General features: G+C 33.5%; 28 protein-coding genes. 4 read left to right on the forward strand and 24 right to left on the reverse strand.

What is annotated here, in order from left to right; genetic code table 11:
- Positions 1–13 precede the first annotated feature (13 nt).
- From B0E44_RS04825 to hutH, 22 genes are all read right to left on the reverse strand, one after another.
- Positions 14–640 (reverse strand): hypothetical protein, encoded by a 627-nt coding sequence (locus tag B0E44_RS04825; protein ID WP_254423249.1) that lies wholly within the window; start codon positions 638–640, stop codon positions 14–16.
- The gene (locus B0E44_RS04830; protein WP_077371065.1) at positions 618–1,253 is read right to left on the reverse strand and encodes an outer membrane lipoprotein carrier protein LolA; all 636 of its coding nucleotides are present in this window, start codon (positions 1,251–1,253) and stop codon (positions 618–620) included. Before B0E44_RS04830 ends, B0E44_RS04825 begins: the two co-directional genes overlap by 23 nt.
- On the reverse strand, positions 1,243–2,016 hold the full coding sequence (locus B0E44_RS04835) for a polysaccharide deacetylase family protein (RefSeq protein ID WP_254423250.1): 774 nt from the start codon (positions 2,014–2,016) through the stop codon (positions 1,243–1,245). Before B0E44_RS04835 ends, B0E44_RS04830 begins: the two co-directional genes overlap by 11 nt.
- Positions 2,013–3,077, reverse strand: coding sequence for a beta-ketoacyl synthase chain length factor (locus B0E44_RS04840; RefSeq protein ID WP_077371067.1), 1,065 nt, complete (start codon positions 3,075–3,077; stop codon positions 2,013–2,015). Before B0E44_RS04840 ends, B0E44_RS04835 begins: the two co-directional genes overlap by 4 nt.
- Before the next feature lie 173 nt (positions 3,078–3,250).
- Positions 3,251–4,453, reverse strand: coding sequence for a beta-ketoacyl synthase (locus tag B0E44_RS04845; RefSeq protein WP_077371068.1), 1,203 nt, complete (start codon positions 4,451–4,453; stop codon positions 3,251–3,253).
- Between the two features lie 58 nt (positions 4,454–4,511).
- On the reverse strand, positions 4,512–4,769 hold the full coding sequence (locus tag B0E44_RS04850; RefSeq protein WP_077371069.1) for a phosphopantetheine-binding protein: 258 nt from the start codon (positions 4,767–4,769) through the stop codon (positions 4,512–4,514).
- A gap of 2 nt (positions 4,770–4,771) precedes the next feature.
- Positions 4,772–5,389 carry a 3-oxoacyl-ACP synthase gene (locus B0E44_RS04855; RefSeq protein ID WP_077371070.1) on the reverse strand — a complete coding sequence of 206 codons (618 nt, stop codon included), beginning with the start codon at positions 5,387–5,389 and terminating at the stop codon, positions 4,772–4,774.
- The gene (locus tag B0E44_RS04860) at positions 5,389–6,519 is read right to left on the reverse strand and encodes a beta-ketoacyl synthase (protein ID WP_077371071.1); all 1,131 of its coding nucleotides are present in this window, start codon (positions 6,517–6,519) and stop codon (positions 5,389–5,391) included. The genes B0E44_RS04855 and B0E44_RS04860 overlap by 1 nt, the downstream gene beginning before the upstream one ends.
- Positions 6,516–6,968, reverse strand: a complete 453-nt coding sequence (locus tag B0E44_RS04865) for a thioesterase family protein (RefSeq protein WP_077371072.1) — start codon at positions 6,966–6,968, stop codon at positions 6,516–6,518. Before B0E44_RS04865 ends, B0E44_RS04860 begins: the two co-directional genes overlap by 4 nt.
- Positions 6,943–8,232, reverse strand: a complete 1,290-nt coding sequence (locus tag B0E44_RS04870) for an ABC transporter permease (protein ID WP_077371073.1) — start codon at positions 8,230–8,232, stop codon at positions 6,943–6,945. Before B0E44_RS04870 ends, B0E44_RS04865 begins: the two co-directional genes overlap by 26 nt.
- The gene (locus B0E44_RS04875) at positions 8,222–8,920 is read right to left on the reverse strand and encodes an ABC transporter ATP-binding protein (RefSeq protein WP_077371074.1); all 699 of its coding nucleotides are present in this window, start codon (positions 8,918–8,920) and stop codon (positions 8,222–8,224) included. The genes B0E44_RS04870 and B0E44_RS04875 overlap by 11 nt, the downstream gene beginning before the upstream one ends.
- 69 nt (positions 8,921–8,989) lie before the next feature.
- A complete protein-coding gene (locus B0E44_RS04880; protein WP_077371075.1) occupies positions 8,990–9,988 on the reverse strand; it encodes a BtrH N-terminal domain-containing protein in 999 nt (332 codons plus the stop codon).
- Positions 9,988–10,377 (reverse strand): hypothetical protein, encoded by a 390-nt coding sequence (locus B0E44_RS04885; RefSeq protein ID WP_077371076.1) that lies wholly within the window; start codon positions 10,375–10,377, stop codon positions 9,988–9,990. Before B0E44_RS04885 ends, B0E44_RS04880 begins: the two co-directional genes overlap by 1 nt.
- A gap of 9 nt (positions 10,378–10,386) precedes the next feature.
- Entirely contained in the window at positions 10,387–10,857 is a 471-nt protein-coding gene (locus tag B0E44_RS04890; protein ID WP_254423251.1) for an ABC transporter permease, read from the reverse strand.
- An 11-nt stretch (positions 10,858–10,868) separates the two neighbouring features.
- The gene (locus B0E44_RS04895) at positions 10,869–11,303 is read right to left on the reverse strand and encodes a hypothetical protein (RefSeq protein WP_077371077.1); all 435 of its coding nucleotides are present in this window, start codon (positions 11,301–11,303) and stop codon (positions 10,869–10,871) included.
- Between the two features lie 4 nt (positions 11,304–11,307).
- The gene (locus tag B0E44_RS04900; RefSeq protein ID WP_077371078.1) at positions 11,308–12,441 is read right to left on the reverse strand and encodes a beta-ketoacyl-ACP synthase III; all 1,134 of its coding nucleotides are present in this window, start codon (positions 12,439–12,441) and stop codon (positions 11,308–11,310) included.
- A gap of 10 nt (positions 12,442–12,451) precedes the next feature.
- Positions 12,452–13,360, reverse strand: a complete 909-nt coding sequence (locus B0E44_RS04905; protein ID WP_077371079.1) for a hypothetical protein — start codon at positions 13,358–13,360, stop codon at positions 12,452–12,454.
- 291 nt (positions 13,361–13,651) lie between these two features.
- The gene (locus B0E44_RS04910) at positions 13,652–14,536 is read right to left on the reverse strand and encodes a lipid A biosynthesis acyltransferase (RefSeq protein WP_077371080.1); all 885 of its coding nucleotides are present in this window, start codon (positions 14,534–14,536) and stop codon (positions 13,652–13,654) included.
- A gap of 53 nt (positions 14,537–14,589) precedes the next feature.
- On the reverse strand, positions 14,590–14,841 hold the full coding sequence (locus B0E44_RS04915) for an acyl carrier protein (protein WP_077371081.1): 252 nt from the start codon (positions 14,839–14,841) through the stop codon (positions 14,590–14,592).
- Positions 14,834–16,069, reverse strand: coding sequence for a beta-ketoacyl synthase (locus tag B0E44_RS04920; RefSeq protein ID WP_077371082.1), 1,236 nt, complete (start codon positions 16,067–16,069; stop codon positions 14,834–14,836). The genes B0E44_RS04915 and B0E44_RS04920 overlap by 8 nt, the downstream gene beginning before the upstream one ends.
- Before the next feature lie 16 nt (positions 16,070–16,085).
- Positions 16,086–16,817 carry a 3-oxoacyl-ACP reductase FabG gene (gene fabG, locus B0E44_RS04925; protein WP_077371083.1) on the reverse strand — a complete coding sequence of 244 codons (732 nt, stop codon included), beginning with the start codon at positions 16,815–16,817 and terminating at the stop codon, positions 16,086–16,088.
- A gap of 94 nt (positions 16,818–16,911) precedes the next feature.
- A complete protein-coding gene (gene hutH / locus B0E44_RS04930; RefSeq protein ID WP_077371084.1) occupies positions 16,912–18,432 on the reverse strand; it encodes a histidine ammonia-lyase in 1,521 nt (506 codons plus the stop codon).
- A 204-nt stretch (positions 18,433–18,636) separates the two neighbouring features.
- Between hutH and B0E44_RS04935 the strand changes: the two genes are divergently transcribed.
- The 3 genes from B0E44_RS04935 to B0E44_RS04945 all read left to right on the forward strand — a co-directional run bounded on the left by B0E44_RS04935 (position 18,637) and on the right by B0E44_RS04945 (position 21,607).
- Entirely contained in the window at positions 18,637–19,704 is a 1,068-nt protein-coding gene (locus B0E44_RS04935; protein ID WP_077371085.1) for a methyltransferase, read from the forward strand.
- 97 nt (positions 19,705–19,801) lie between these two features.
- Entirely contained in the window at positions 19,802–21,052 is a 1,251-nt protein-coding gene (locus B0E44_RS04940; RefSeq protein ID WP_077371086.1) for an NAD(P)/FAD-dependent oxidoreductase, read from the forward strand.
- Between the two features lie 135 nt (positions 21,053–21,187).
- Positions 21,188–21,607 (forward strand): hypothetical protein, encoded by a 420-nt coding sequence (locus B0E44_RS04945; protein ID WP_077371087.1) that lies wholly within the window; start codon positions 21,188–21,190, stop codon positions 21,605–21,607.
- A gap of 112 nt (positions 21,608–21,719) precedes the next feature.
- On the opposite strand, the gene B0E44_RS04950 is transcribed toward B0E44_RS04945, so the two are convergent.
- Positions 21,720–21,950, reverse strand: a complete 231-nt coding sequence (locus B0E44_RS04950) for a hypothetical protein (RefSeq protein ID WP_217341292.1) — start codon at positions 21,948–21,950, stop codon at positions 21,720–21,722.
- Positions 21,951–22,221: 271 nt separating this feature from the next.
- Between B0E44_RS04950 and B0E44_RS04955 the strand changes: the two genes are divergently transcribed.
- Positions 22,222–22,518: a hypothetical protein gene (locus B0E44_RS04955; RefSeq protein ID WP_077371088.1), complete on the forward strand. Its 297-nt coding sequence runs from the start codon at positions 22,222–22,224 to the stop codon at positions 22,516–22,518.
- Between the two features lie 122 nt (positions 22,519–22,640).
- Here the strand turns inward: B0E44_RS04955 and B0E44_RS04960 are convergent, their stop codons facing one another.
- Positions 22,641–23,192 (reverse strand): DUF4494 domain-containing protein, encoded by a 552-nt coding sequence (locus B0E44_RS04960; RefSeq protein ID WP_077371089.1) that lies wholly within the window; start codon positions 23,190–23,192, stop codon positions 22,641–22,643.
- Positions 23,193–23,361: the final 169 nt, after the last annotated feature.

Genomic DNA, 23,361 nt, shown 5'->3' on the forward strand with positions numbered 1-23,361 from the left:
ATAGTTAATTGGCTTATTGATTAAAATAATTCAGTTCTATTTTTAATTTTATGTTTTGATGCTCAATAACAATCTTTTCAGCAAAAATATCTTTTTCCGAAGTATAAAAGAGGTTTATTATTTCTTTTCTTTTTGAAGCATTTACAATTTTACTCAATTTATTTGTAGTTTTTGATACGAATAGATAATTCATTTTATCTTTATCTAATGCCATAAAAACATTATCTTCATTATTCTCAAACTGCTCACTAACATCATAATGATTTCGCAAAAGCAACCTAAAATCATTAGTTAAAGTGTTTATCAATATCTTTCTATCTAACTCTTCCAAAATAAAATTAACTTTAAAATCACTCTCGGAAATTTCAAAATCCATCAATTTATTTCCGAATTCAGTCGTAAACACCACTCTATGTGTGGTGTCATTTATTTTCTTGGCAATAAAAATACCCGTTAACTCATTTCCATAAACCGTTATGTTTGCTTTATAAACATAATCCATTGTGGGATTAGCAAAATAAGGCACTTCCAAAGACGTTTTCTCTAAAGGTGCACTTTTATAATCTTGTACCACTTTATTGGTTGAACAGGATGATAAAACAAAAACCAGAATACTGCTAATTTGTAAAAGAAGCTTCATCGACTTTGGCATTTATTACTTTGTTTTTGAATACAATTCGGGTAAAATCTGCAGATGATTCCAATAATTTAACCTGAACAACTGTAGCGTCATCTTTGTCAAAAGTCAATTCAATTTGCTTAATGTATTTTTTGAGAGTCGCATCTTTTGGAATAAACTTGGTAACATTTTGATCTTTATTTTTAAAATACGAAATCGAAAACTCCTTGTCATCAAATAAATCACCACTCACACTTCCCACAATCAGTTTGTTGATTTTCCCAAATAATTTGCTGTTCCCAATATCTACAGCACTTTTCTTCCCTTCATCATTAATCAATATTTTTCCGTTTTTAAAAACTATCGAATAATTGTATGGTTTTTTGTACTGCCAAAGCAATAAATTAGGCTCCTTAAAAATCATTTTCCCAGAGGTTTCAATATCTTTTGACAAAAAATCAAGATGCTTGTATTGAACAAAATCAGAGTTTAATGTCTTGATTTTTTTGGATATAACTGCAACAGATTGTTTGAATACTGCAATTTCACTTTCGCTCATTTTTTGTTCTTGAGCGAAAGATTCAAAAAGGCAAACATTCAAAAAAATCAGTAACAGAAAAATTTTAATCTTCATAAGCTTTTATATTCAAGAGTTCTTCTAACGGAACAACGGTGTAATTATTTGTTTGCAAAAACGATAACAATTGGTCTAATACATTTACCGTTTGAATCGATGTATCGTGTAAAAGTACAATTCCTCCAGGTTTAATCCTTTTTATAATTCTGTTTAAAAGAAAATCTTCTTTTTTGAAAACTCCATCCAAAGATCTAATATTCCAACCAATCGTCTTGTGTCCCGTAACCGCTAGTGCTCTTCGAATTGAAGGATTCGTAACACCGTAAGGCGGTCTAAATAGTATTGTCTTTTTTCCTAAAACAGATTCAATCAAAGCATCCGTTTTTTCAATTTCTGCAATCACTTGATTTTTTCTGTAAAAGTCAAAAAAAGGTGAATGACCATACGAATGATTCCCAACTGTATGTCCTTCTTCTATTGTTCTCTTTAAAATATCAGGATGTGCTTCTATATTTTTTCCAATGCAAAAAAAAGTAGCTTTGACATTGTGTTTTTTCAAAACATCCAAAACCAACAACGTCATTTCATGCGGTCCATCATCAAATGTTATGGCAACTTTTTTTTCGGTTTCCAATTGATTACCGCAGTAGGCTTTGACATGATAATTGGATCCAATATACGAAGAACCCAAAAATACAATCAAGAACCAAAGACAACCAACAAACACAAAATACTTGATTTCTACCACTGTAAAAAAGCTTACTAAAGCGAGCAGTATTAGAACCAAAATAAAAAAAACTGTTACTATTTTATGTTTCAACAGCTCGAAATTAAAGTGAAACTATGTTCAATTCCGTTGCGTTGATTGTACAAAAGAATAGTTTTATAGGATTGTTTATCCAACGCATTTAGCTTTACAATATCAGGAATCTTTTGAGTTTGGATAATTTTGGTTCCAACCCATAATCCAAATGCCGAAGCAGTATCATACTCACCGCTTAAATGCTTGTAATATACTTGTGGTGTTTTAGCAAAAGTAGCATTAGACAGATTTTTATAATATAAATCAGAGTCAACATCGCCATTATATCCTAACACAACAGCATCGATATCCGCAATTCCTAAACTATTGGAAGCCAGAAATGAAATGATTTTATTTTCAATTTCTTTTACGTCTAATTTATTAAGGATTTCAACATCCAAAACTTCTGCAATCGTATTATCCTTTATTTTGTTTTCTAAAACAAAAAAAGTGGCGCCTTCACCCAAAACAACACCTTTTGTAGTTGACTCTAAAATCGAATATGGACTTTCATTTTCTTTCTTTATAAATCCAGCCAATTTAAACAATGACATGGTATAATCAGCAGTTTCATCAATTCCTCCAACCAATATGCTTGAAGCATCTTCTTCTTCAATCATCATTTTGGCATCAAAAAGAGCCGATTCAAAAGAAACAGAACCATTAACATACGTCAAATTATAAGCTTTACATTGCATTCCTAAAGCAATTTGACCTCCAACCGTATTGTGTGTCGATTGAATAAAAGAAGTAGGTGTCAAGAATTGTTCGCCATTATCCAATATGTTTTTCAAAAACTTCTCAGAATCTTCGATACATCCCATTCCTGTTCCCGTAATAATTGCATCAACGGTTTCTAATTGGGCTTCTCTCAAGGCAAGAGTGGAAGCCACAATTCCATTTTTGACTCCTTTTGCCATTCTTCGAATAGCTACAGGGGATATAAAATCTTTATAAACGGGAGTTTTTAAGGATAAAATAGTATCATTTTCGTTTAATTCTGCTTCTTCCAAAAAAACAGTATCGAACGTTTTTTGTGCCGAAATACAACCTAATCCATTGATATATGTTTTTTTCATTTACACCATTTATTATTTATCTAAAAAAAGTTGACACAAATTGCACTAATTCACACGAATTGGTTAGTGAAATTAATTACACGAACTGAGCTAAGCTTTTAAATTCGTGCTAATTTGTGACACGAGCGACAGCGAACAGGCGAAGCAAATTCGTGTCTATTTAATAGTTTTCCTTATTCGCTTTTAGAGAAAATAAGAGTCGAACAATTCCCTCCAAATCCAAAAGAATTAGAAAGTACGTGTTCTATGTTTTTATGTTTTAAAGTAGTTTGTGGCAGCAAATTAAATTCTTCCATTGGTGTTTTAAAATTCAGATTTGGGAAAACCACATTATTCTGAATCGCCAGAACACTGTAAACCGCTTCAATAGCAGCAGCAGCAGCCAAAGTATGCCCCGTAAAAGGCTTTGTTGAACTAAAATCCGGTACTTTATTTTCACCAAACAATCGAGCTATGGCTCTACCTTCGGACAAATCATTGTTGGGAGTTGCGGTACCATGAACATTGATATAATCAATTTGTTCTGGTTGTAATTGGGCAATTTTAAAAGCTTTTTCCATTGCCAAAAAAGCGCCATCACCATTTTCTGAAGAAGCAGTTTGATGAAAAGCATCGTTTGCATTTCCATAACCGGAAACTCGTGCCAATACTTTTTTATTTTCTTTTTTAACCAATTCCTCCGATTCCAAAACCAAATAAGCAGCAGCTTCACCAAGATTCAAACCGTTTCTGTTATTATCAAATGGTTTATTATAACCATCAGACAAAATCATAAGCGTTTTAAAACCATTAATAGTGAACTTGGACAAAGAATCTGTTCCTCCTACAATAACACGATCCAATTTACCCGATTTTATTAATCGAGCACCCAGCATAATAGCATTTGCAGCAGAAGAACAGGCAGTACTAATCGTAGTTACCATACCTTTTAGTCCTAATTCATTAGCAATTTTATCGGTATTATCACCGGCATTATGACTGCTAATGTATTTTATAACGTCGGGATTATCAAAATATTCGTGGTAATAGCGTTCCGTCATATCCATTCCACCCACACTCGTCGCCGAAATCAATCCTGTCCTGTATTCATTAATCGAAGTTATGCCGGCATTTTTTACAGCTTGTTTGGCAGCAATTGTGCCTAGCATAGCCGTTCTGGAAAAATTATTGTCTTTCCCTAATTGCAATTCTTCAACTAACTCCTGATTGGTTTTCTTTATTTCACCAACCTTTATTACATCAACATGTACCGTCGTTATATTATCGATAGTGGTAATTCCTGCTTGACTATTCAACAATGCATTGTAATTCTCCTCAACCGAATTCCCGATTGAAGAAATAATACCCATTCCTGTTATGGCGATGCCTTTATTCATAGCTATCTTGTTCAACAAGCTTTGTCAAAATTTTAAACTTTGACAAAGCTCATTCTAATTATTTCGTTCTATTTTCAGCGATATATCCAGCCATCGTTTCTATAGATTTAAAAATAGTTTTCCCCTCTTTTGGGTCAACTAATTTAATTCCATAATCTTTATCAAGCATCACAATAAGTTCCAATGCATCAATAGAATCAAGTCCCAATCCGTCACCAAATAAGGCATCATCATCGTTTATATCTGCTATTGCTATATCTTCTAAGTTTAAAACTTCAATGATTTTACTTTTTAATTCTTGCTTTAATGCTTCCATAATTATTGATTGTATAGTTTTTTTAATATTTCTTGATTGTGTTCTATTTCGCCTTTCCTATCCACTAAATACAGAAAAGCTTTGTAATCTTCATTATAATATTCAACCCAGCCACATAATACTTTATCTGCCTTTTGGGTTTCCAAAAGTATATTGCTGTATTTCTCCATAAATACGGGGTTGTAATCCACAAATATAAAGAAAGAATTTTCGCTTTTCAATTGATGCTTGATACTAATTTCCCCCAAACATATATTAGGCAGCGTATAAACAAAGACAGCTGGACTTGGATAATAATTTTCTGGATCAGAAATTGAATTTTGATATTTCACATCAGTATCCAAACTTGATGATTTATTCGCAAATACCAATGCAGTATTATTTTCTATTGAAGCATTACTTTCTGTTTTCAAAAGTAATTCCGCTCCCAAAAAAGCCAATTTACTCAAATTATCCATTTTAAAAAACTTAGGATAATTCATTTCCAAATGCTGGTACGTTTTCTTTGAAAAATCAGAAAATGCGGTTGGTTCCGTGCTAAAAACAACTTCACCATTCAGTAAAACCTGATTATTCTGAATCGTACAAAAAGATTGTATATAGGTTCTGTTTGCTGCCATTAGTTTACTTTTTCGAATATAACTGCCGTATTACAACCTCCAAAACCTGATGCTGTTTTTAGAAAAAAGCGAATACTTTTATCCTCGTTTTTTTTAATTATGTTAATCGGCTGGCTCACTCCAATGGTATCAAAACCCAGTGAAACAAACAATTTATTTCCTTGTGCCGATTGAATTCCGATAACAGTTTCCAACAATCCCGAAGCCCCTAATGTATGTCCATAAAATCCTTTAAGACTATTGAGCGGAACATTTTCAAGTCCTAATCTATTCAAAGCTATAGCTTCCATTTCGTCATTGAAAGGAGTTGCAGTACCGTGAGCCGAAATATAATCAATTTGATTACTATTTATTTTGGCTTCTGCCAAAGCACTTTGAATACTTCTATAGAGCCCTTCCCCTGTTCTCGATGGCCCAGAAATATGATTTGCATCATTGATGGAGCCATCCCCCAGAACTTTTATTTTTGCATTTTCTTTACTTGAAGAAACCAAAACTGCTGCTGCAGCTTCTCCCAATGTAACTCCTGTTCTGTTTATTGAATACGGTTTGCATGGTAAATCACTCATCGCCTGAAAAGAATTGAATCCAGACAAAATAAACTTCGAAACTTCATCTCCAGCCACTATAAATATATTGTCATACATCTCCGACTGAATCAATCTTTTTGCTACTGAAACCGCTAATATTCCGGAAACACAAGCATTTGAAACTACAATAGGTTCTGTTTTAAACTTGAAAAAATCAGCTACTGTTTTTGCTAATTGATCCAAATATGCTGGTTCTATATTTTGATTTTCTAATGCAGTAACATTTCCTTTTGTGGTAGAAAGTATAAATGCAGTTCGATCATTTAAAATAACTTTAGATTTTTTGATTATTGGATCTAAAGCCAAAATCATCATTTTCTCCAATCTGGAATAGTTCTTGTCCGAAGTCACTTTGGCGAAAGCCAAATCCAAATCGGCATCATTAATTATAGAAGCATAAAATGGCACATTAAACAACATTGGTTTATCGTGCAATTGAATACCAGAAACTTCATTACCAATATTTTTTATATTGGAAGCCACATCAAACCCAATGGGTGTAATGCAATTCGTTTCGGTTATATATACTTCTTTTATCATTCTTTTATCAAACCTACTTTTCGCTTCCATTCTTCAAAAAATGGAGGATTCGTCAACATTAATTCGCCTTGATTATCCAAAAAAACTTGAACGGTTTCTCCAGTACAGGCAATTTCATTTTTGGCATCAAATATTCTGTATCTAAAAATCATTTTGGCAGCTGGCGTATCAACAATAGTGGTTTCTATACGAATCACATCGCCATAACGAAGCGATAATTTATGTTCACAAGTCGATTTTACAATGGGAGTAGTATAGCCGCTATCAGCAATATCCAAATAGGAAATTCCATGATGGCGGCCGAAAGCTTCTCTTCCATCTTCAAAATAGGTAATATAATAGCCGTGCCACACTATTCCAAGCGGGTCAGTTTCATTAAATCGCACCCGTATCTCTTCAGAAACGGTCAATTCGGTTGCCTCTTTATACAGCTCTTTTCTTCTTATCATACAGCAATGCTAATGTTGTGGTAACTACGAAAAATAAAAATAATAAAAATAATTCTGGAACCAAATCCCAAAATGTTGCGTTGCGCAAAAGTACATCATAAAATGCTTCCAGTCCCCAGTTCATTGGTGAGGATTGCGCAATGATTTGCATTATTTTGGGCATTGCAAAAACAGGAACCCAAACTCCCCCAATTGCTGCTAAAATAAGCACTGCAGTAGCACCAAAAGGAGCTGATTGTTCTTGTGTTTTGGCAATGGTTCCCAATAAAATACCGAATCCTATCGCCGCTAAACCCGAAAACAAAGCAACCACACTCATCAAAATAATATGCCCTTCTATATTAAGCGCCGGTAACCCTAAATGTGGAAACAAAAATATAGCAACGGCAACCATCATATAAAACTGAATCAAACAAATGATTAAATACATTACTGTTTTACCCGCCAAAACAATCCTATTGGAAACAGGATTGGTTCGCAACCGAATAAAAGTTCCTTGTGTTTTCTCTTTCACCATGTTGATTGACAAAGGAATCACAATGAAAAAAATTGCAAAAAGTGTCCAAGCAGGAACATTATGCTGCACAGAATTTGGAGTGATATCTTTGTTGTTGATTTTAGGAACAATCTCTTTGAAGGTAATAAAACTTTTTTGTTCAAATTTAGTATCATCCTCCCCTAATTGCTCTTGAAAAGTAGTATAGATTGATTTGGTCTCTATTTGAGAAATCATTTTGTCAATCCCATTCATCACACTACTTTTAAAACTCAGCTGAACAGCTGGGTCAAAATAGAGTTTTACTTCTTTTTGATTAACCAATTTAGGATTTGATTTTGTTGTCAAAGAATCAACAAAGCCCAAACTACTAACTATCTTTTGGACATTCTGATCAATCTTGGCCTGCAAATCGGTACTTAAATGAGACGGAATAACAATAGCCAACTGGTATTTCCCTTTAAAAACGGCTTCTTTGGCGACAGCCTCCGTAATTGGTGTATTATCTATGGTGGTAACAACACTAAAAACGTTGCTCTTTTTTAAATTATCAAAAATTGTTTTGGAGACATTTCCTTTATCATAATCAACCAAAAGAATTTGAATTTTGGCATTATTCCCTTTTTTATAAGTACTGTCTTGATCTTGAATAAGCGTAACTGCTATGATTAATACCAAAGGCATCAAAAACAGCGTCACTACACCTCCCATATCCCGTTTCAACAACAGGAATTCTTTATAAACAGACATCCAAAGTTTATATAACATCTCTCAATTCTTTTCCGGTTAATGAAATAAAAACATCTTCCAGGTTTCTGGCATTTGCTGTAGCAGAAATTAAATCCTTTGGCGTTCCTTCGGCATAAATAATACCTCTATCAACAATAGCAATATTGGTACAAAAATCCTGCGCCTCCGATAAATGATGTGAAGTATAAATAATGGTAGTCCCTTTTTTATTAAGTTCCTTAAGGTAGGCAATAATAACATTTTTGGAATGCACATCGACACCTACGGTTGGTTCATCAAGGAAAAGAATTTTGGGATTATGTAGAATTCCGGCAATCAAATTCACACGTCGTTTCATACCTCCCGAAAAAGTCTCTATACGCTTGTCTGCAAATTTCAATAGCCCCAAAAAATCGAGGCTATCAATAACTTTTTCTTTAAGATCATTCCCTTTTAAACCGTACATGCTTCCAAAATACAGTAAATTTTCTCTAGCTGTTAAAGTTGGATACAAAGCGTATTCCTGTGGTACTACACCAATTATTTTTTTGATTTCATTTGCGTTTTTAGCATAAACCAAATTATCAATTGTAAATGAACCAGAAGTAGGTTTTATCAACCCGCAAAGAATCGAAATCAAAGTGGTTTTTCCAGCACCGTTTGGTCCAAGTAAACCGAAAATTTCACCTTCTTTTATATCCAAAGAAAAATCATCCAAAGAATACATTTCGGAATCTTTGTATATTTTGGACAGATTTGATATTTGGATAATGGATTTCAAAATGGCAGTACTTTTTTAGCTTATTGCTTTTTTCAACTTCTTAAAAAACACTTCTTCTCTATCGGCAATAGCCAAAAGCTCATCCGAAAGTAAATTGTAAACATCCACTTTGGTACTTCTATTTTTATAAACACGGGAAGCTTCTACAGCAAAATCTCTCCATAAATCACCAATTTCGGTCATTTCCAATGATAAAGTTTGTAGTTCGTCATTTCCAAGTATAACAGCTGCTTCTTGCAAAAATGCTGCATATATAAATCGAAAACCACCTCCACCAGTACCTATTTCTTCCTGCATTCTAACTATTTGAGCCAAATAATGATTGGCTTTCTTAGTTCCTTCTTTTACAGGCCATTTCTTAATCAGCTTGGCTACAAGTCGTATTCCCCGAACACCAATAATTGGTACTGGAGCCAACATATTACTACAGGTGTCTTTTATTCCCTTAATAATCGCTCCTTTCAAATCGACATGGACAGGAACCTGAATTGGGTAATAGATTTGTCCTCTTGGAGCAAAGGCACCTTTGGCAAAGCGCACTTTTCTCAACTCCTCATGCGTCAAGGTAGTCACGTGTTCCATAATAGGATCGCTGATTAAATAATCAGTATCCGTTTTTCCATAAACCACCAAATTGTGGGCGTTAAAATGGAAACGGTATTCATCTGGAAAATACGTTAAATTGTACACTCCCACCTGTAATCCGGAAGGAATATTGTTTTTTAAATTTTCGTCCAATACTTTAATAGCATTAGCTTCGCTAGAAAATTTTTGTCTTTTTATTTTTAATCCCAAACGTTTGGCAACCTTATTAAAAATGGAACCAGGCATGGGTCTATAACTAATCGCAGGAGCATAATTCACTCTCAAAATAGGCAAATAAACAAAGAAAAGTCCCGAACCAATCCCGAAAACCATAGGTTCACTAATGTTCAATCCGTTATGTTTTAACAAATTGGAAGCAACTCCATTCTCACAATGGGCCGATTGGTGATGTGCAAAATTTGTTTCCATTAATTTGTTTTAAAATTTTTCAATTCTTCGATAGTAATATTGAATGAGTCCGCATATTTTTTCAGAGTAGAATCACTTAATCCTGCAAAAACTTTGGGTTTGAAATGTCTTTTTACACGCCATTGCCACATACCAACATAACTGGAAAGCACTCCAATATCCATTCTGCAGAATTCCATATAATAACAAATGGGACTCACTTCATTATTTTCTACCTGTGCTTTTGCAATTGCAATTCGCTCACTAATTTCTTCAATAGAGTTTGATAACGCAATAGCTTTGGGCTCCCAACCTGTGCTCAATGTAGTAATATAATTTCCCTTTTCATCGGTAGCATAAACCAATTCGGTAAGTTTTCCTTTGTCCTGTGGTACTTCGTCTTTTTTCATATTATATTACTATGATTTATTTTCTTGAATAAATAATGTAATCTCACCTTCCAAGAGCAATTCATCGGCTCTAAAAGTTTGACATTTCATGGTACACAAACTATAGGATTCTGTAATAAATTTGGATACTAACAGAGCTTTTGTATAAATAACATTGCCAACTTGTGGCAAGGCATGAATTTTTAATGTTTTGATACCGCTAATAAAACCAACTACATTCACATCCTCCTTATCATTATAATTTTCATCAATAAAATAATCTTTGGCGACTACGGATGAACAGGTTTGAGCCATATTTTCCACTAAGCCAGATTCTGTAAAAAAACCATTCTCTAGAAATATATTGTCTGTTTTAATTTCAAAAAAGGTTTCCACTTTTTCATCATCCATTTCCAAAATCAAATCCACCATCAGCATCGGAGCACGATGTGGCAGATATTTTTTTATATCAACTGGATTTGAGGTTTCTTTATTATTCACGGTGTTCTAAGTTATTTAGCCAAAACTGTTTTCATCTGACCGGCAGCAATTACAATATCGTTCAATTTTGTAACCGCATCGACTAAAGTAATACCTGCAAATTCTTGAAGAATTGAAACCGTTGTTTGTATTTCGTCACCAAGCTTTGGGAGTTGTCGTATTTCAACATCTTTAATTGAACCGATATAACCAGTGGGTGCCGGCTCATTTTTTAAAAAAAATTGGTACCCGGTATGCAAAGCGATAGATTGTGCAATATGTTCAATCAAGCCCGATTCCACGAAATTTCCATCCTGAAAAAAAATAGAGTCTTTTTGTATTGTAAACCCAGAAACCAATGATGTTTCCGTATAATCATACATTTTGTCTACCATTACAAAAGGAAACTTTTGCGGCAATAATTTTTCTACAAAATCTTTTTCGAATACTTTACTAGACTCACTCACAGTCTTAACAAACTTTTAAATAGGCTAATGCATACGAAAATCTACCGCTTTCTGGAATAGCAAGTAATATTGTATCTCCTTTTTTCAAACGGCCTGAATTCATTAATTCCTCCACCATTAAAAAAGCGGAAGCAGCACCAACATTACCAACATCTTTCAAGTTTATAAACCATTTTTCTTTTGGTATGTCAATACCTATTTCTGTTAGTCTATTTAATAATCTGTCTTCAAAATAATAGGAAGAAATATGAGGCATCAAATAAGTAACCTCTTCTGGTTTAACATTATTTTTTTCTAATGCCATTTTTATACAATCAGCTCCCTTTACAATTATATTTACATCTAAAAGTTTAACATCTTGTTTTATTGAAAAAACAGATTGTTCTAACCATTCATCCGACTTATAATCACTCCAAGGTTTAATATCCCCATTTTCTAATTTATCTCCGCCAGCATACATGCAAGTTTCTAATTCGTGTGCAAAAGAATAAGCCTCCATCCACTCAATTTTTAATGGATTTTCTCCTTTTGGTTCATTTTCCAATAAAAAAGCAGATGCTCCATCAGACAACATAAAACGTAAAAAATCCTTTTTAAAAGCAAGTATAGGTTGCTCTTCGAGTGTTTTTAAATTCACAACCTCATATTCGAATCTGTCTGCAAGCAACATGGACGAGAATCGCTCTGAACCTGTGCAAACTGCATTTTTAGAATTTCCGGATCGTACCGACAAAAAACCAAACTTTAGGGCATTCATGCCGGCATTACAAACACCTGCAGACGAATTTAATTCTACTGATTTATTCTTAAAAAATCCATGAACCATTGAGGCATGAGAAGGCAATAAGTAATCTGGTGATGAAGTTCCGCAAGACAAAACTTCCATGTCGTCTTTTGTGAATTCATCGTCAAATAAAGCCTCGATTGCCTTGAATGTCAATTCAGCATTGGTATGTGTAGCTTTTCCGTTTTTATCCAAGGCATAATAGCGGGAAGTAATCTTGTTATTTCTTAGAATCAAGCTTTTTACTTTTGATATGGTATTATTGATCAAGCCCAAATAAGATTCCATTTCATCATTAGAAATTACTTTATTAGGCAAAAACTTACTTGTCTTTGTTATATAAACATCAAACATCTTTTTAATTTTAAATTACTATTCCTTTATAATACGATTTTTCTTTTTTTATTTTATTTATCATCAATGGATAAAAAATAAGGTAAAATATAAACACTATTGGCGAGATTACCCAAATTGCAACAAACAAATATACTTTGAAAACTTTCAGCCATGTTTTTCTTGATTCTCCTTTTCTAATGATAAAATTGGACCACATAGTAAAAATCTTGTTCCCTGTTCTATCCACAGTAATTAGAAATGGTTTCACTTTCACAGCATCAAGTTCAACTAATTTAGATTGCAAATTATCTAAATTATTGTCATTTAAACACGAAAGAATAGCTTTTCCAAATATTGATGATTCTTTAATGTCTTTATCCGAAACTCCAGGCAATGGAAAAATTCCCAAATATTTTCTTTTAATTCCTGAAAGCATCCAGTCAAATATTGTAACAACGCTAATTAAATTTCCAGCTCGGTCAACTAAAGCAATATTTCCTTTGAGGTGGGCATTGTTATGCTTTAATAATTTTTTAATTTTTTCCTGAGCAATTATCCACATATTTCTGGATCCGCTGATGGTTATTACAGGAGTATTATTAAAAAGTGTTTTTGCTTCCGGACTTTTCAAAAAAGAATTTACAGGAATGGAAGGAGACAAATACCAAACCTGATAATTCAATAGAATTAAATCAAATTTTGTATTCAAAATTTCAGGAGAAATTGGTTTTAAAGGCGTTGGGATTTGCAAAAAAGATTCTGGAAAAGCATCAAAAAAAGCTTCACTATTCCAAGGAAAAGGAAATGGTTTTTCCAACTTAATTTCATGAAATACAACATTAATTTCATCAGAATCCAAAAGGGGCTTTGCAATGTTTCTTGCAATGGTTTTCAATTGTCCGCTTTGGGAATAATAGACAACAAGGACATTTTTCATTTTTTGCAATTTATGAAAGCGAATCTAAATAAAAAATATAATTTATCCTAATGGTCGTTTATTTGTTTAAAACGAAATACTGCCTTGCAATTAGGCAAACTATTCCAGTCAAAAACCAAACCTTTAATAATAAGAATGTTAGGTTCGGATTTTCAAAAAATAAAAAAATAATTGAAATTCATTTTTCTTAGTCAATTCGCTGTTAAAGAGCAAAACTCATTACTACAAAAACATTTTGCCTTTGAAACTAAGAAGTATGAGGTAAAAATAGAATAACAGTTTAAATAATTGTTATTCTTTGTGGATTTGATTCCAAAAATCAAAGTAGTTAAACCATTGCAAAGGGTATTTTCTTACCATCGTTTCCACGCTTTGGGCATATTCTTTCAATAATCCTTTTTCGTCACGATACTTTACAGTAGCTTCTCTGGTATAAAGGTGGTAATGCAAATTGGGTTCTTTCATTACATAAACAAAAACCACCGGAACTTTTAAACGAGAGGATATAAGAAATGGTCCAGCCGGAAAAAGAGCATCTTCCCCTAATAATTCTTCGCTTAACGATTTTACTCCTTCAAAATACCTGTCTCCAGTGAAACAAACCAATTCATTTCTGGCTAGAGCCGAATTAATCTCAAAAATGTGTGACAAATCATCACCAATCAATATGAAATTTATTGTTGGTTTTTGGGTAATACTTTCTAGATATTTTTTTATGGCAGAATGTTCTAAATCGGTAGTAACAAGGTTTATTTGAAAATTGACATCAACCTCACTAAAAAAATGTTCTGCAATTTCAAAATTTCCAATATGTGCACTAATGAGTACTCCTCCTCTTTTTTCTTTCAAAAGTTTGATAATAATTTCACCGCCGTCATGTTCATAGGTAAACTTATTTTTCAATCCGGCACCAATTGCAATTTTATCAATAATAGTCTGCCCAAAAGTATAATAACTATTGAAAACCATTCTTTTGGATTTCAAATAGGAATACCCCAATCTTTTTCTAAAATAATAAAAGATTGAGGTATTGCTTTTTTTTAGGAAAATAAAATAATAAGTTGCTACAAAATAAAGGATAAGATAAGCTGATTTAATTCCTACTTTTTTAATAAAAAAAACAAAAATTTTGTATCCTAGAACAGTCCCTTTAGATTTTCCATCCCATTGACTCATTTTAAATTGTAGATTTTAGATTTTAGAATGCTTGTGACATCTAAAAATATAAATTATGCTTTTGCTTTTAATTTATTTTCAATTAGATCATAAAAATCTTGGAATGTATCTATTCCTACAAAATCTGCTTCAACTAATTTTACACCAAAGTTTGATTCAATAGAAACAACTAAATCTACATAGTCTAAACTATCCAATCCCAAAGTGATTTTTAAATTTGCATCTGACTGAATATCATCACCATCTACCTCAAACTCATCAATTAAAAAATCATTAATCTTCTCTATGATTGCTTCTTTATTCATTCTTTTTTTTATACTTTTTAACTACTAATGCTGAATTCGTCCCTCCAAAACCGAAGGAATTCGACAAAAATATGTCAAATTTTTTATTTAAAGTGGTTTTAACCAAATTTAATTTTGCTGCATCTGCATCTGGTGTTTCCAAATTAATGTTTGGCGCGATGAAATCATTTTGCATCATTAATACCGAATAAATGACCTCGCTGGCACCAGCCATCCAGCATTCATGCCCAGTCATTGACTTTGTCGAACTCACATAGGGATTGCTTTCACCAAAGATTTTAAAAATCGCTTTTGCTTCATTATCATCTCCTACGGGTGTAGATGTAGCATGGGCATTTATGTAATCTACATCACTTGCCTTTATTCCTGCTTCATCTAGCGCTCTTTGCATGGCTGTAGATGGGCCTTCCACATTTGGAGTGGAAATATGACCGCCATTCGACGAGAATCCGTAACCCACTACTTCTGCCAGAATAGGAGCACCTCTTTTGATAGCTGATTCATACGATTCTAAAACCAATGTAGCTCCACCACCACTAGGAATTAAACCATCTCGATTGATATCAAAAGGTCTTGAGGCTTTCGTTGGTTCGTCTTCCCTAGGGGAAAAAACGCCCAAACCATCAAAACTACACATGGCATATTTGTTAATTTCCTGTGCACCACCACAAATGATTACATCCTGAAAACCGCTTTTAATTAAAAAATAGGCCAATCCAATAGAATGAGAACCGCTTGCACAGGCTGCACTTACTGTTAAATTAATCCCTCTCATTTTAAAAATAGTCGATAAATTCATCGTTACCGTTGAATTCATGGATTTGAAAATAGCTCCAGAACCAATTAATGCAGAATCTTTTTTATCTCTGATAATATCAGTCGCTTCGATAACAGATTTCGAAGCACTATCATTGCCATACATAATCCCAACTTCATTTTCATCAAAGAAAGTATCATCAATATTGGCATTTTTTAAAGCCTCAACCGTTGCCATGTAAGCATACTCCGTTTCTTCTCCAAGACTTATTCTTTGCCTTCTGGTAAGCAAATTTTTTAAATCTGGTCTAGGAACCATCCCAGTCAAGGCTGATTGAAAACCAAAATCTTTACGTTCCTGATCAAATGAAATACCGGATTTCCCTTGATATAATGAATCTTTTACCTCGTCTAACGATGTTCCGATACAGGAATAAATTCCCATTCCCGTGATGACAACTCTTTTATTCATTTTCTTACAATATTATTTATGAATAAATTCCACCATTTATATTGATGACCTCACCTGTAATATAACTTGATTTCTTGGAAACTAAAAAGCTAACTAAATCCGCAACTTCTTCGGCTTCGCCAAAACGATTCACTGGAATCATTTTAACTAATTCTTTTTCATCAAGATGACTGGTCATATTTGTTCGTATAAAACCTGGAGCGACAGCATTGACAGTGATATTTCTTTTGGCAACTTCTTGTGCCAAAGCCTTAGTTGCTCCTACCAACGCACCTTTTGCAGCTGAATAATTAGTCTGCCCTGCAGTTCCTTTTACACCCGAAAGCGAAACGATATTCACAATTCGGCCATATTTATTTCGTAACATTTTTTGCATAAAAAAGTTAGTCACATTAAAAAAACCATTCAAACTGGTATTGATAACACTTGACCAATCCTCAAAACTCATCCACATGAATAAACCATCTTTGGTAATTCCTGCGTTATTTATAATTGCTTCCACAATTGCATCAGGATTTGCCTCTTGCCATTCAGTCAATACTGATTTTACCTCATCAAAATTGGCAACGTCAAATTTTAGAATTTCTCCTGTAGCCCCATTTGCAATTACTTTTTCTAATGTCTTTTCGGCTTCTTCTTTATTGGAATAATAATTAATCAAAATATGATAATTGCTGTCTTGTGATAGTTTTTCACAAATAGCGTTACCAATTCCTCTAGAACCTCCTGTTACCAATGCACATTTCATACTTAAAATTTAGATTGCTTCGCCAGTTCGCCTTTTGGGCTCGTGTGAAGATTTTAGATTTAAACTTTTAAACCCTTAAACTTTCAAACTCTTTTTAGTTATTAATCAAATAATCCTTCACTTTTTGCACAAAAGGATACATTACCTGATCTTTTTCGAATCTTGGAATAATGACACGAATATCATCATATATTTTTCTGGTTACAGATGAAATTTGGTCTTTTTGTTCCAAATAATCAATTGCCTGAACAATGGTGATTAGTTCGATAGCCAATACTTCAAATGAATTTTCAATAACTTTTGATGTAATTACGGCAGCATTAGTTCCCATACTTACAATATCCTGATTGTCATTATTGTTTGGAATACTGTGAACATACATCGGATTCGATAGCATCTGATTTTCAGCAGTCGTTGATGTCGCTGTAAACTGTACTCCCTGCATTCCAAAATTGAAACCCAAAGTTCCCAAATTCACAAATGGAGGAAGGATTTCGTTTATTTTTGAATTTAATAAATAATTCAACTGACGTTCCGCAAGCATCGTTAATTTAGTAATTACTATTTTTAATTTATCCATTTCCAACGAAATATAATCCCCATGAAAATTACCGCCATGATATACATGCTGGTTTTTCACATCTATAATTGGATTATCATTTGCCGAATTAAATTCTTCTTCCAAAATAGAAGAAACATTGCTTATAGTTTCAAGTATAGGTCCCAGAATTTGAGGTACACAACGTAAAGAATAATATTCCTGAACTTTTTCCTTGAAAACATCTTCGGTATTTTCTCCAGAATATAAATGATCTTCTCTTTTTCTGATTAAAGTACTGTCCTCAAGGTTTGTTCGCATTCTAGAGGCAACTTCTCTCTGTCCTTTATGACGCTTTGTATTGTTTAGCTCTTCCGAAAAATGATCGTCGTAAGCTTGTACAAGTTCATTGATGGCACAAGAAAATTTGATCGACCAATCTAATAATTTATTGGCATGATGCACATTTACAACTCCAATTCCTGTCATCACAGATGTACCATTCATCAAAGCCAATCCTTCTCTTATTTCAACTTGAATGGGCTCCAGTTTTTCGATGGCAAAAACGGCTTGTGTAGGTCTTCTTTCCCCTTTGTAAAAAACTTCTCCTTCACCAATAAGAACCAAAGCCAAATGTGCCAATTGCACTAAATCTCCACTGGCTCCTACTCCACCATGCTCAAAAATTAAAGGAGTAATATCTCTATTGATTAATTCTTTCATCAAATGAATCACTGAAGAATGAACTCCAGAATTACCCAAAGAAAGTGTATTTAGCCTAGCCAAAATTGCCGCTTTGACACAGGTTGCATTCAACGGTTTTCCAGTACCAGAAGCATGACTCCGTATTAAATTATATTGTAATTGAATACGATCTTCATCTTTAATACGATACTGAGCCATTGGCCCAAATCCCGTATTTACACCGTAAATAATTTTATTAACTGAGAATTCTTTTAGAAAATCAAAACTTTCATTAACTCGATCTAAAACAACTTGGCTAATATCTATTTTGTCATTATTAAAGATTACAGATTCAAACTCTTCTAGACTTAAAAATTCCTTTATCGTATTCATTCAATTTGTATTATTTTTTCAACTAAATATATTAAAAATTAATTTTTATTTAGAATTTAATGTGGTTAATTTGGATAAACAAATGTAGCACAATATCGCTAAAATTAGTAAACCTATATTTTTTTTGTTTTACAAATTAGAAAAACAAGCATAACTAATATATTAACAAGCACTTACAACGCCATCTTAAATAACAAAAAAAGAATGAAAGATTTTGGTTCTGACAAAAAAAATGTTGTTCAAGCGAATTTAGACGCACAAAAAATTGCTTTTGCCCCAATTATGTTTCAAGCAGCAAAATCACTTCGGAATTTGGGTATTTTAGAATACTTATTTAATAAAGACAAAGCAAGTATAGAAACCATAGCAGCCGAGTTGAATTTATCAGTTTATGGTGTAAAAGTTTTACTCGAAGCAGGTTTAAGCTTGGAAATGGTTTATTTGAAAGACAATGAATTCATACTCACAAAAACGGGTTATTTCATATTAAGGGATAAAATGACCAATATAAATATGGATTTTACCCAAGATGTAAATTATCTGGCGATAAACCATTTGGAAGAATCTATAAAAAATGGAAAACCGGAAGGATTGAAAGAATTAGGAAATTGGGATACCGTATATATTGGTTTATCTCAATTGCCAGAAAAGATCAAAAAAAGCTGGTTTGACTTTGATCACTTTTATTCCGATTATACTTTTCCAGAAATTATGCCCATTTTATTTGACAATAATCCTAAATCATTTTTGGATGTTGGAGGTAATACCGGAAAATTTTCTTTGCAATGTGCCAAATATGATCCAACGGTAAAAATCACTATTTTGGATTTACCCGGGCAAGTCAAAGTAGCACAGAAAAATATAGCGGCCGCTGGTTTTGAGGATCGAATTTCTACGATAGGCGCTAATTTATTGGATGATTCCATTCCATTCCCTAAAGGAGCCGACATTATCTGGATGAGTCAGTTTATCGATTGCTTTTCTTTGGAAGAAGTTTACAGCCTTTTCAAAAGAGCTTATGAAGCAATGACAGACGATGCCAGTTTCTATATTTTGGAAACGTTTTGGGATTTACAAAAATTTCAAGCATCAACATACAGTCTACACGCCACCTCTTTGTATTTTACTGCGGTTGCCAATGGAAACAGTCAAATGTTTCATTCAGAGGACATCTTGAAAATAATAGAAAAAGCTGGATTTGTCGTAGATGAAATGCATGAAATGATTGGAATGAGCCACACATTGATTAAATGCAAAAAAAGAGTTTTATAACTCGATAAATCTTTATTTTTGCACCATAACGATGTATTTTTAGTCGACGTTTAAATCACAATACTCCCTTTACAAAAACTTTAATTGCAATAAATAAATGTTACAAGAATCCGTAGATGTTTTAATCATTGGAGCAGGACCATCCGGATGTGTATCTGCCTCCTATCTTCATAAAAAAGGAGTCAAAATTAAGGTTGTAGAAAAAACAAAATTCCCTCGAATAGTTGTGGGCGAAAGCCTTATTCCAAGAGTTATGGATCATTTTGCGGAAGCAGAATTATTCGAATGTTTGGATGCCATGAATTTTGAAAAAAAATTGGGAGCCCGATTTATACGTGGAGAAGAAGTCTGTGTTTTTGATTTTAGCAAAAAATTTTCCGAAGGTTGGGATTGGACTTGGCAAGTGCCCAGAGCTGATTTTGACAACACTATGGCTCAAGAAGTGATTCGAAAAGGCATTGATTTAGAATTTGAATCAGAAGTGATTTCGGTTACTTTTCAAGGAAAAAATTCGACTACTGTTGTAAAAGACAAGGACGGAAATCTAAAAGAAATTCACGCTAAATTCATCATCGATTCCAGTGGTTACGGAAGAGTGTTACCTCGTCTTTTGGACTTGGATACGCCTTCAAAACTAGACCCACATTCTTCAATTTTTACTCATGTTGTGGACATAAACCGTCCCGAAGGAGAGGAAGGCACTTTGATTTCATTTGACATACTCGAAACCGAAGTTTGGCTATGGGTTATTCCTTTTTCGAATGGTAATACAAGCCTTGGTGTTGTAGGTCCAACGGATTTCATCAATTCACTTTCAGCCAATAAAGACAATGCAGAAGCGTTGAAAAATGCCATTCAGCTTTCTGATTTTTATATCAAACGATTTGGCGGAGTTAATTTTATATTTGAACCTATCAAACTAGAAAATTACTCTCGATCAGTCAAAAAAATGTATGGAGATGGTTTTGCACTTACCGGAAATAGTTCTGAGTTTTTGGATCCCGTATTCTCGTCAGGTGTTGCATTTGCTACCGAATCAGGTATGCTTGCCGCCAAACTATACCTCAAAGAATCACAAGGAATTACGGTAGATTGGGAAACCGAATTCACCGGTTACATGAAAAGAGGTATTGCAGTTTTTACCACTTACGTAAAAGAATGGTACACTGGAAACCTACAAACCCTATTTTTCCACCAACCAGAAAATCCGGATGTAAAAAGAAAAATATGTGCCGTACTCGCAGGCTATGTTTGGGATGAAGAAAATCCATTTGTAAAAAAGCACGACAATCTCATCAAAAATATGGCTCACATACTCCAAATGGAAAGCCCACAAAAAAAATCTTAGTGTTTAGACTAAGATTTTTTTTTTGCGTTATAAGTTCGCTTGTTATTAAACAGTTAAACAAAACAAACTCACTAAAAACTTACATTTATTTTATATCTTTATAATTCAAAAAATCAACCACTAATTATTTTAGACATGACAAAGAAACTATTCATCACAGCTGTTCTATTAGGAACCATTTCATTTGCCAATGCACAAAGCATGGGAGATATTACAAAAGCAGCCAGCACAGCAAAAACTGCTTCAGCCAGCTCTTTTGATGTAGCAAGCATATCCAATCAAGTAATGGGAGTATTATCGCCAAAATTAAAATTAACAGACGCCCAAAAACCAGCAGTAAATGCATTGGTAAACGAAACCCTAAACAAAAAGAAAAACCTTTTGCCAACCATAGCAACCGACAAAGCAGGATATACATCCAAAATGACTGCAAACAGAGAGTCATTCACAGCCAAAATGAAAAAAATAGTTAGTCCAACACAATTTACGGCACTTACTGCTTTATTGCCAAAATCAGCTTTGGCAGTGACACCGCTGGTACAAATGTTGTACTAACAGCATTGATCTAAGAAAATTTATTTTCTTAAATAAACAAGCTGCAATTCTAAAATTTATGGAATTGCAGCTTTTTTATTTTTTAAAATTTAATACCCAAATAGTATTTAGATTATAATTGTTTCGGGCTAACATATTCGGATAATTTCAATCCCTTTGACAATTCATTAAGATATAAATTCGAAATACCGGATGCTTTCATAATTTCCTCATTAGAGTAATTATCCTTTTTAATTTCGGCAGCATATCGTATTCCAAATAAACGTATCATTAGTGCTGCATCTTCTTTTGGAGAATTATTATACATATCACTCAATATCACTCCTAATTCTGCTATACTCATAATCTACATGTTTTATTAGTTACCGATACCCCTTTTCAATATTCATGCCAAACACCTAGCTACAAACACATTACAACATTATATTAACTAAAAAAATGTGCATTTAAAATTCAACCCAATAAAGTACAGTTTCTTGAAAAAGCTGATAATACTTTGACTTGCATTTCACCTCTAAACCAATGTTTCACAACACATTAACACCTAATAATTGCATTATTTCTTAATTTTATACGAGTAAAATCATTTTGTTTAACACCTAAATTTTGTACTCATGTATATAGTTCGCGAAATTTTTTATCTGCAATTTGGCCGTTATAAAGATGCCAAAGTTTTGATTGATGAAGCCACACAAGGCGGATTGTTCCCTCAGACAACTGGAAATCGAGTTTTAACCGACTTTACCGGAGAAAGCTACCGACTGATTTTTGAATCGTCATATGCTGCACTTGCAGATTTTGAAAAAGAACTTGCAAAAGACATGGGTGCCGCAGATTGGAAGGGGTGGTATGAAAAATTCAAAGTCTTGGTTCGCCATTCCGAAAGGGAAATTCTCAAACAGATTTCCTGATTCTATTGGCAATTCACATTAACCAATAAAAAACTTCGCTCCGCAATCCGAAAAACTTCCCGGTTGCGGAGCGAAGAATTTAAAATGCTCCCCTCATAAATCAAGGATCATTACCGCTCGGATTAAACGCTTTCTTCCAAATAAGCTGGATCAAATTCCATAGTATCTTCTACCTCAACTGCTGCAGGCTTTGAAGCTTTCAGCGCATTGAATCTTTCCAATTGTTCTGTTTCTCCTTCTTCCCCGCTGAAATAAGGAAAAACATCCATAATAGGAGATTCCGAAATAGCTGGAATAGTGTATTCTCCCATCGTGGAACTCATTACATGAGTCGTGTTATCGAAAGCTTCTTTAACATCATTGGCTTGTATTAACAAATACATATTTGACTTGCGTTCTTTACCACTTTCTTCGTCATAAGCCATTAAGGAAACTCTAGATTTAAACCAACGGTCAGCATTTTCAAAAGGATGAATCTCGGCATAATTAGCCACTTTTATATTCGTGATTTTGAATTCTTCACTAACATATGCAGACATCTCTTCATTAATTCTACTCTCAGCTTCTGTATAGGACAAAGCATCAACCAAATAAGGTTCTGTTACAACTTTTTGCCCTCCAGTTTCATCCGTTTTTCTATATTTTACTTTGCATTCGTACCAAATTGTGCTCATATATTTTTTTTAAGGATGCCAAAGATAGATTTTAAAGAAAATAAAATTCACAATTCGTAAAATAGATATTCACAATTTGCCACACGAAACTAAAAATCTATTTTACAACCTTAATTGCTCAAAAAAAGCAACTCCAAAGCTTCCTGTTATGCAGGGTCTTGCGTGAAGG

Source organism: Flavobacterium sp. A45 (assembly GCF_002001005.1).
Lineage (GTDB): Bacteria > Bacteroidota > Bacteroidia > Flavobacteriales > Flavobacteriaceae > Flavobacterium.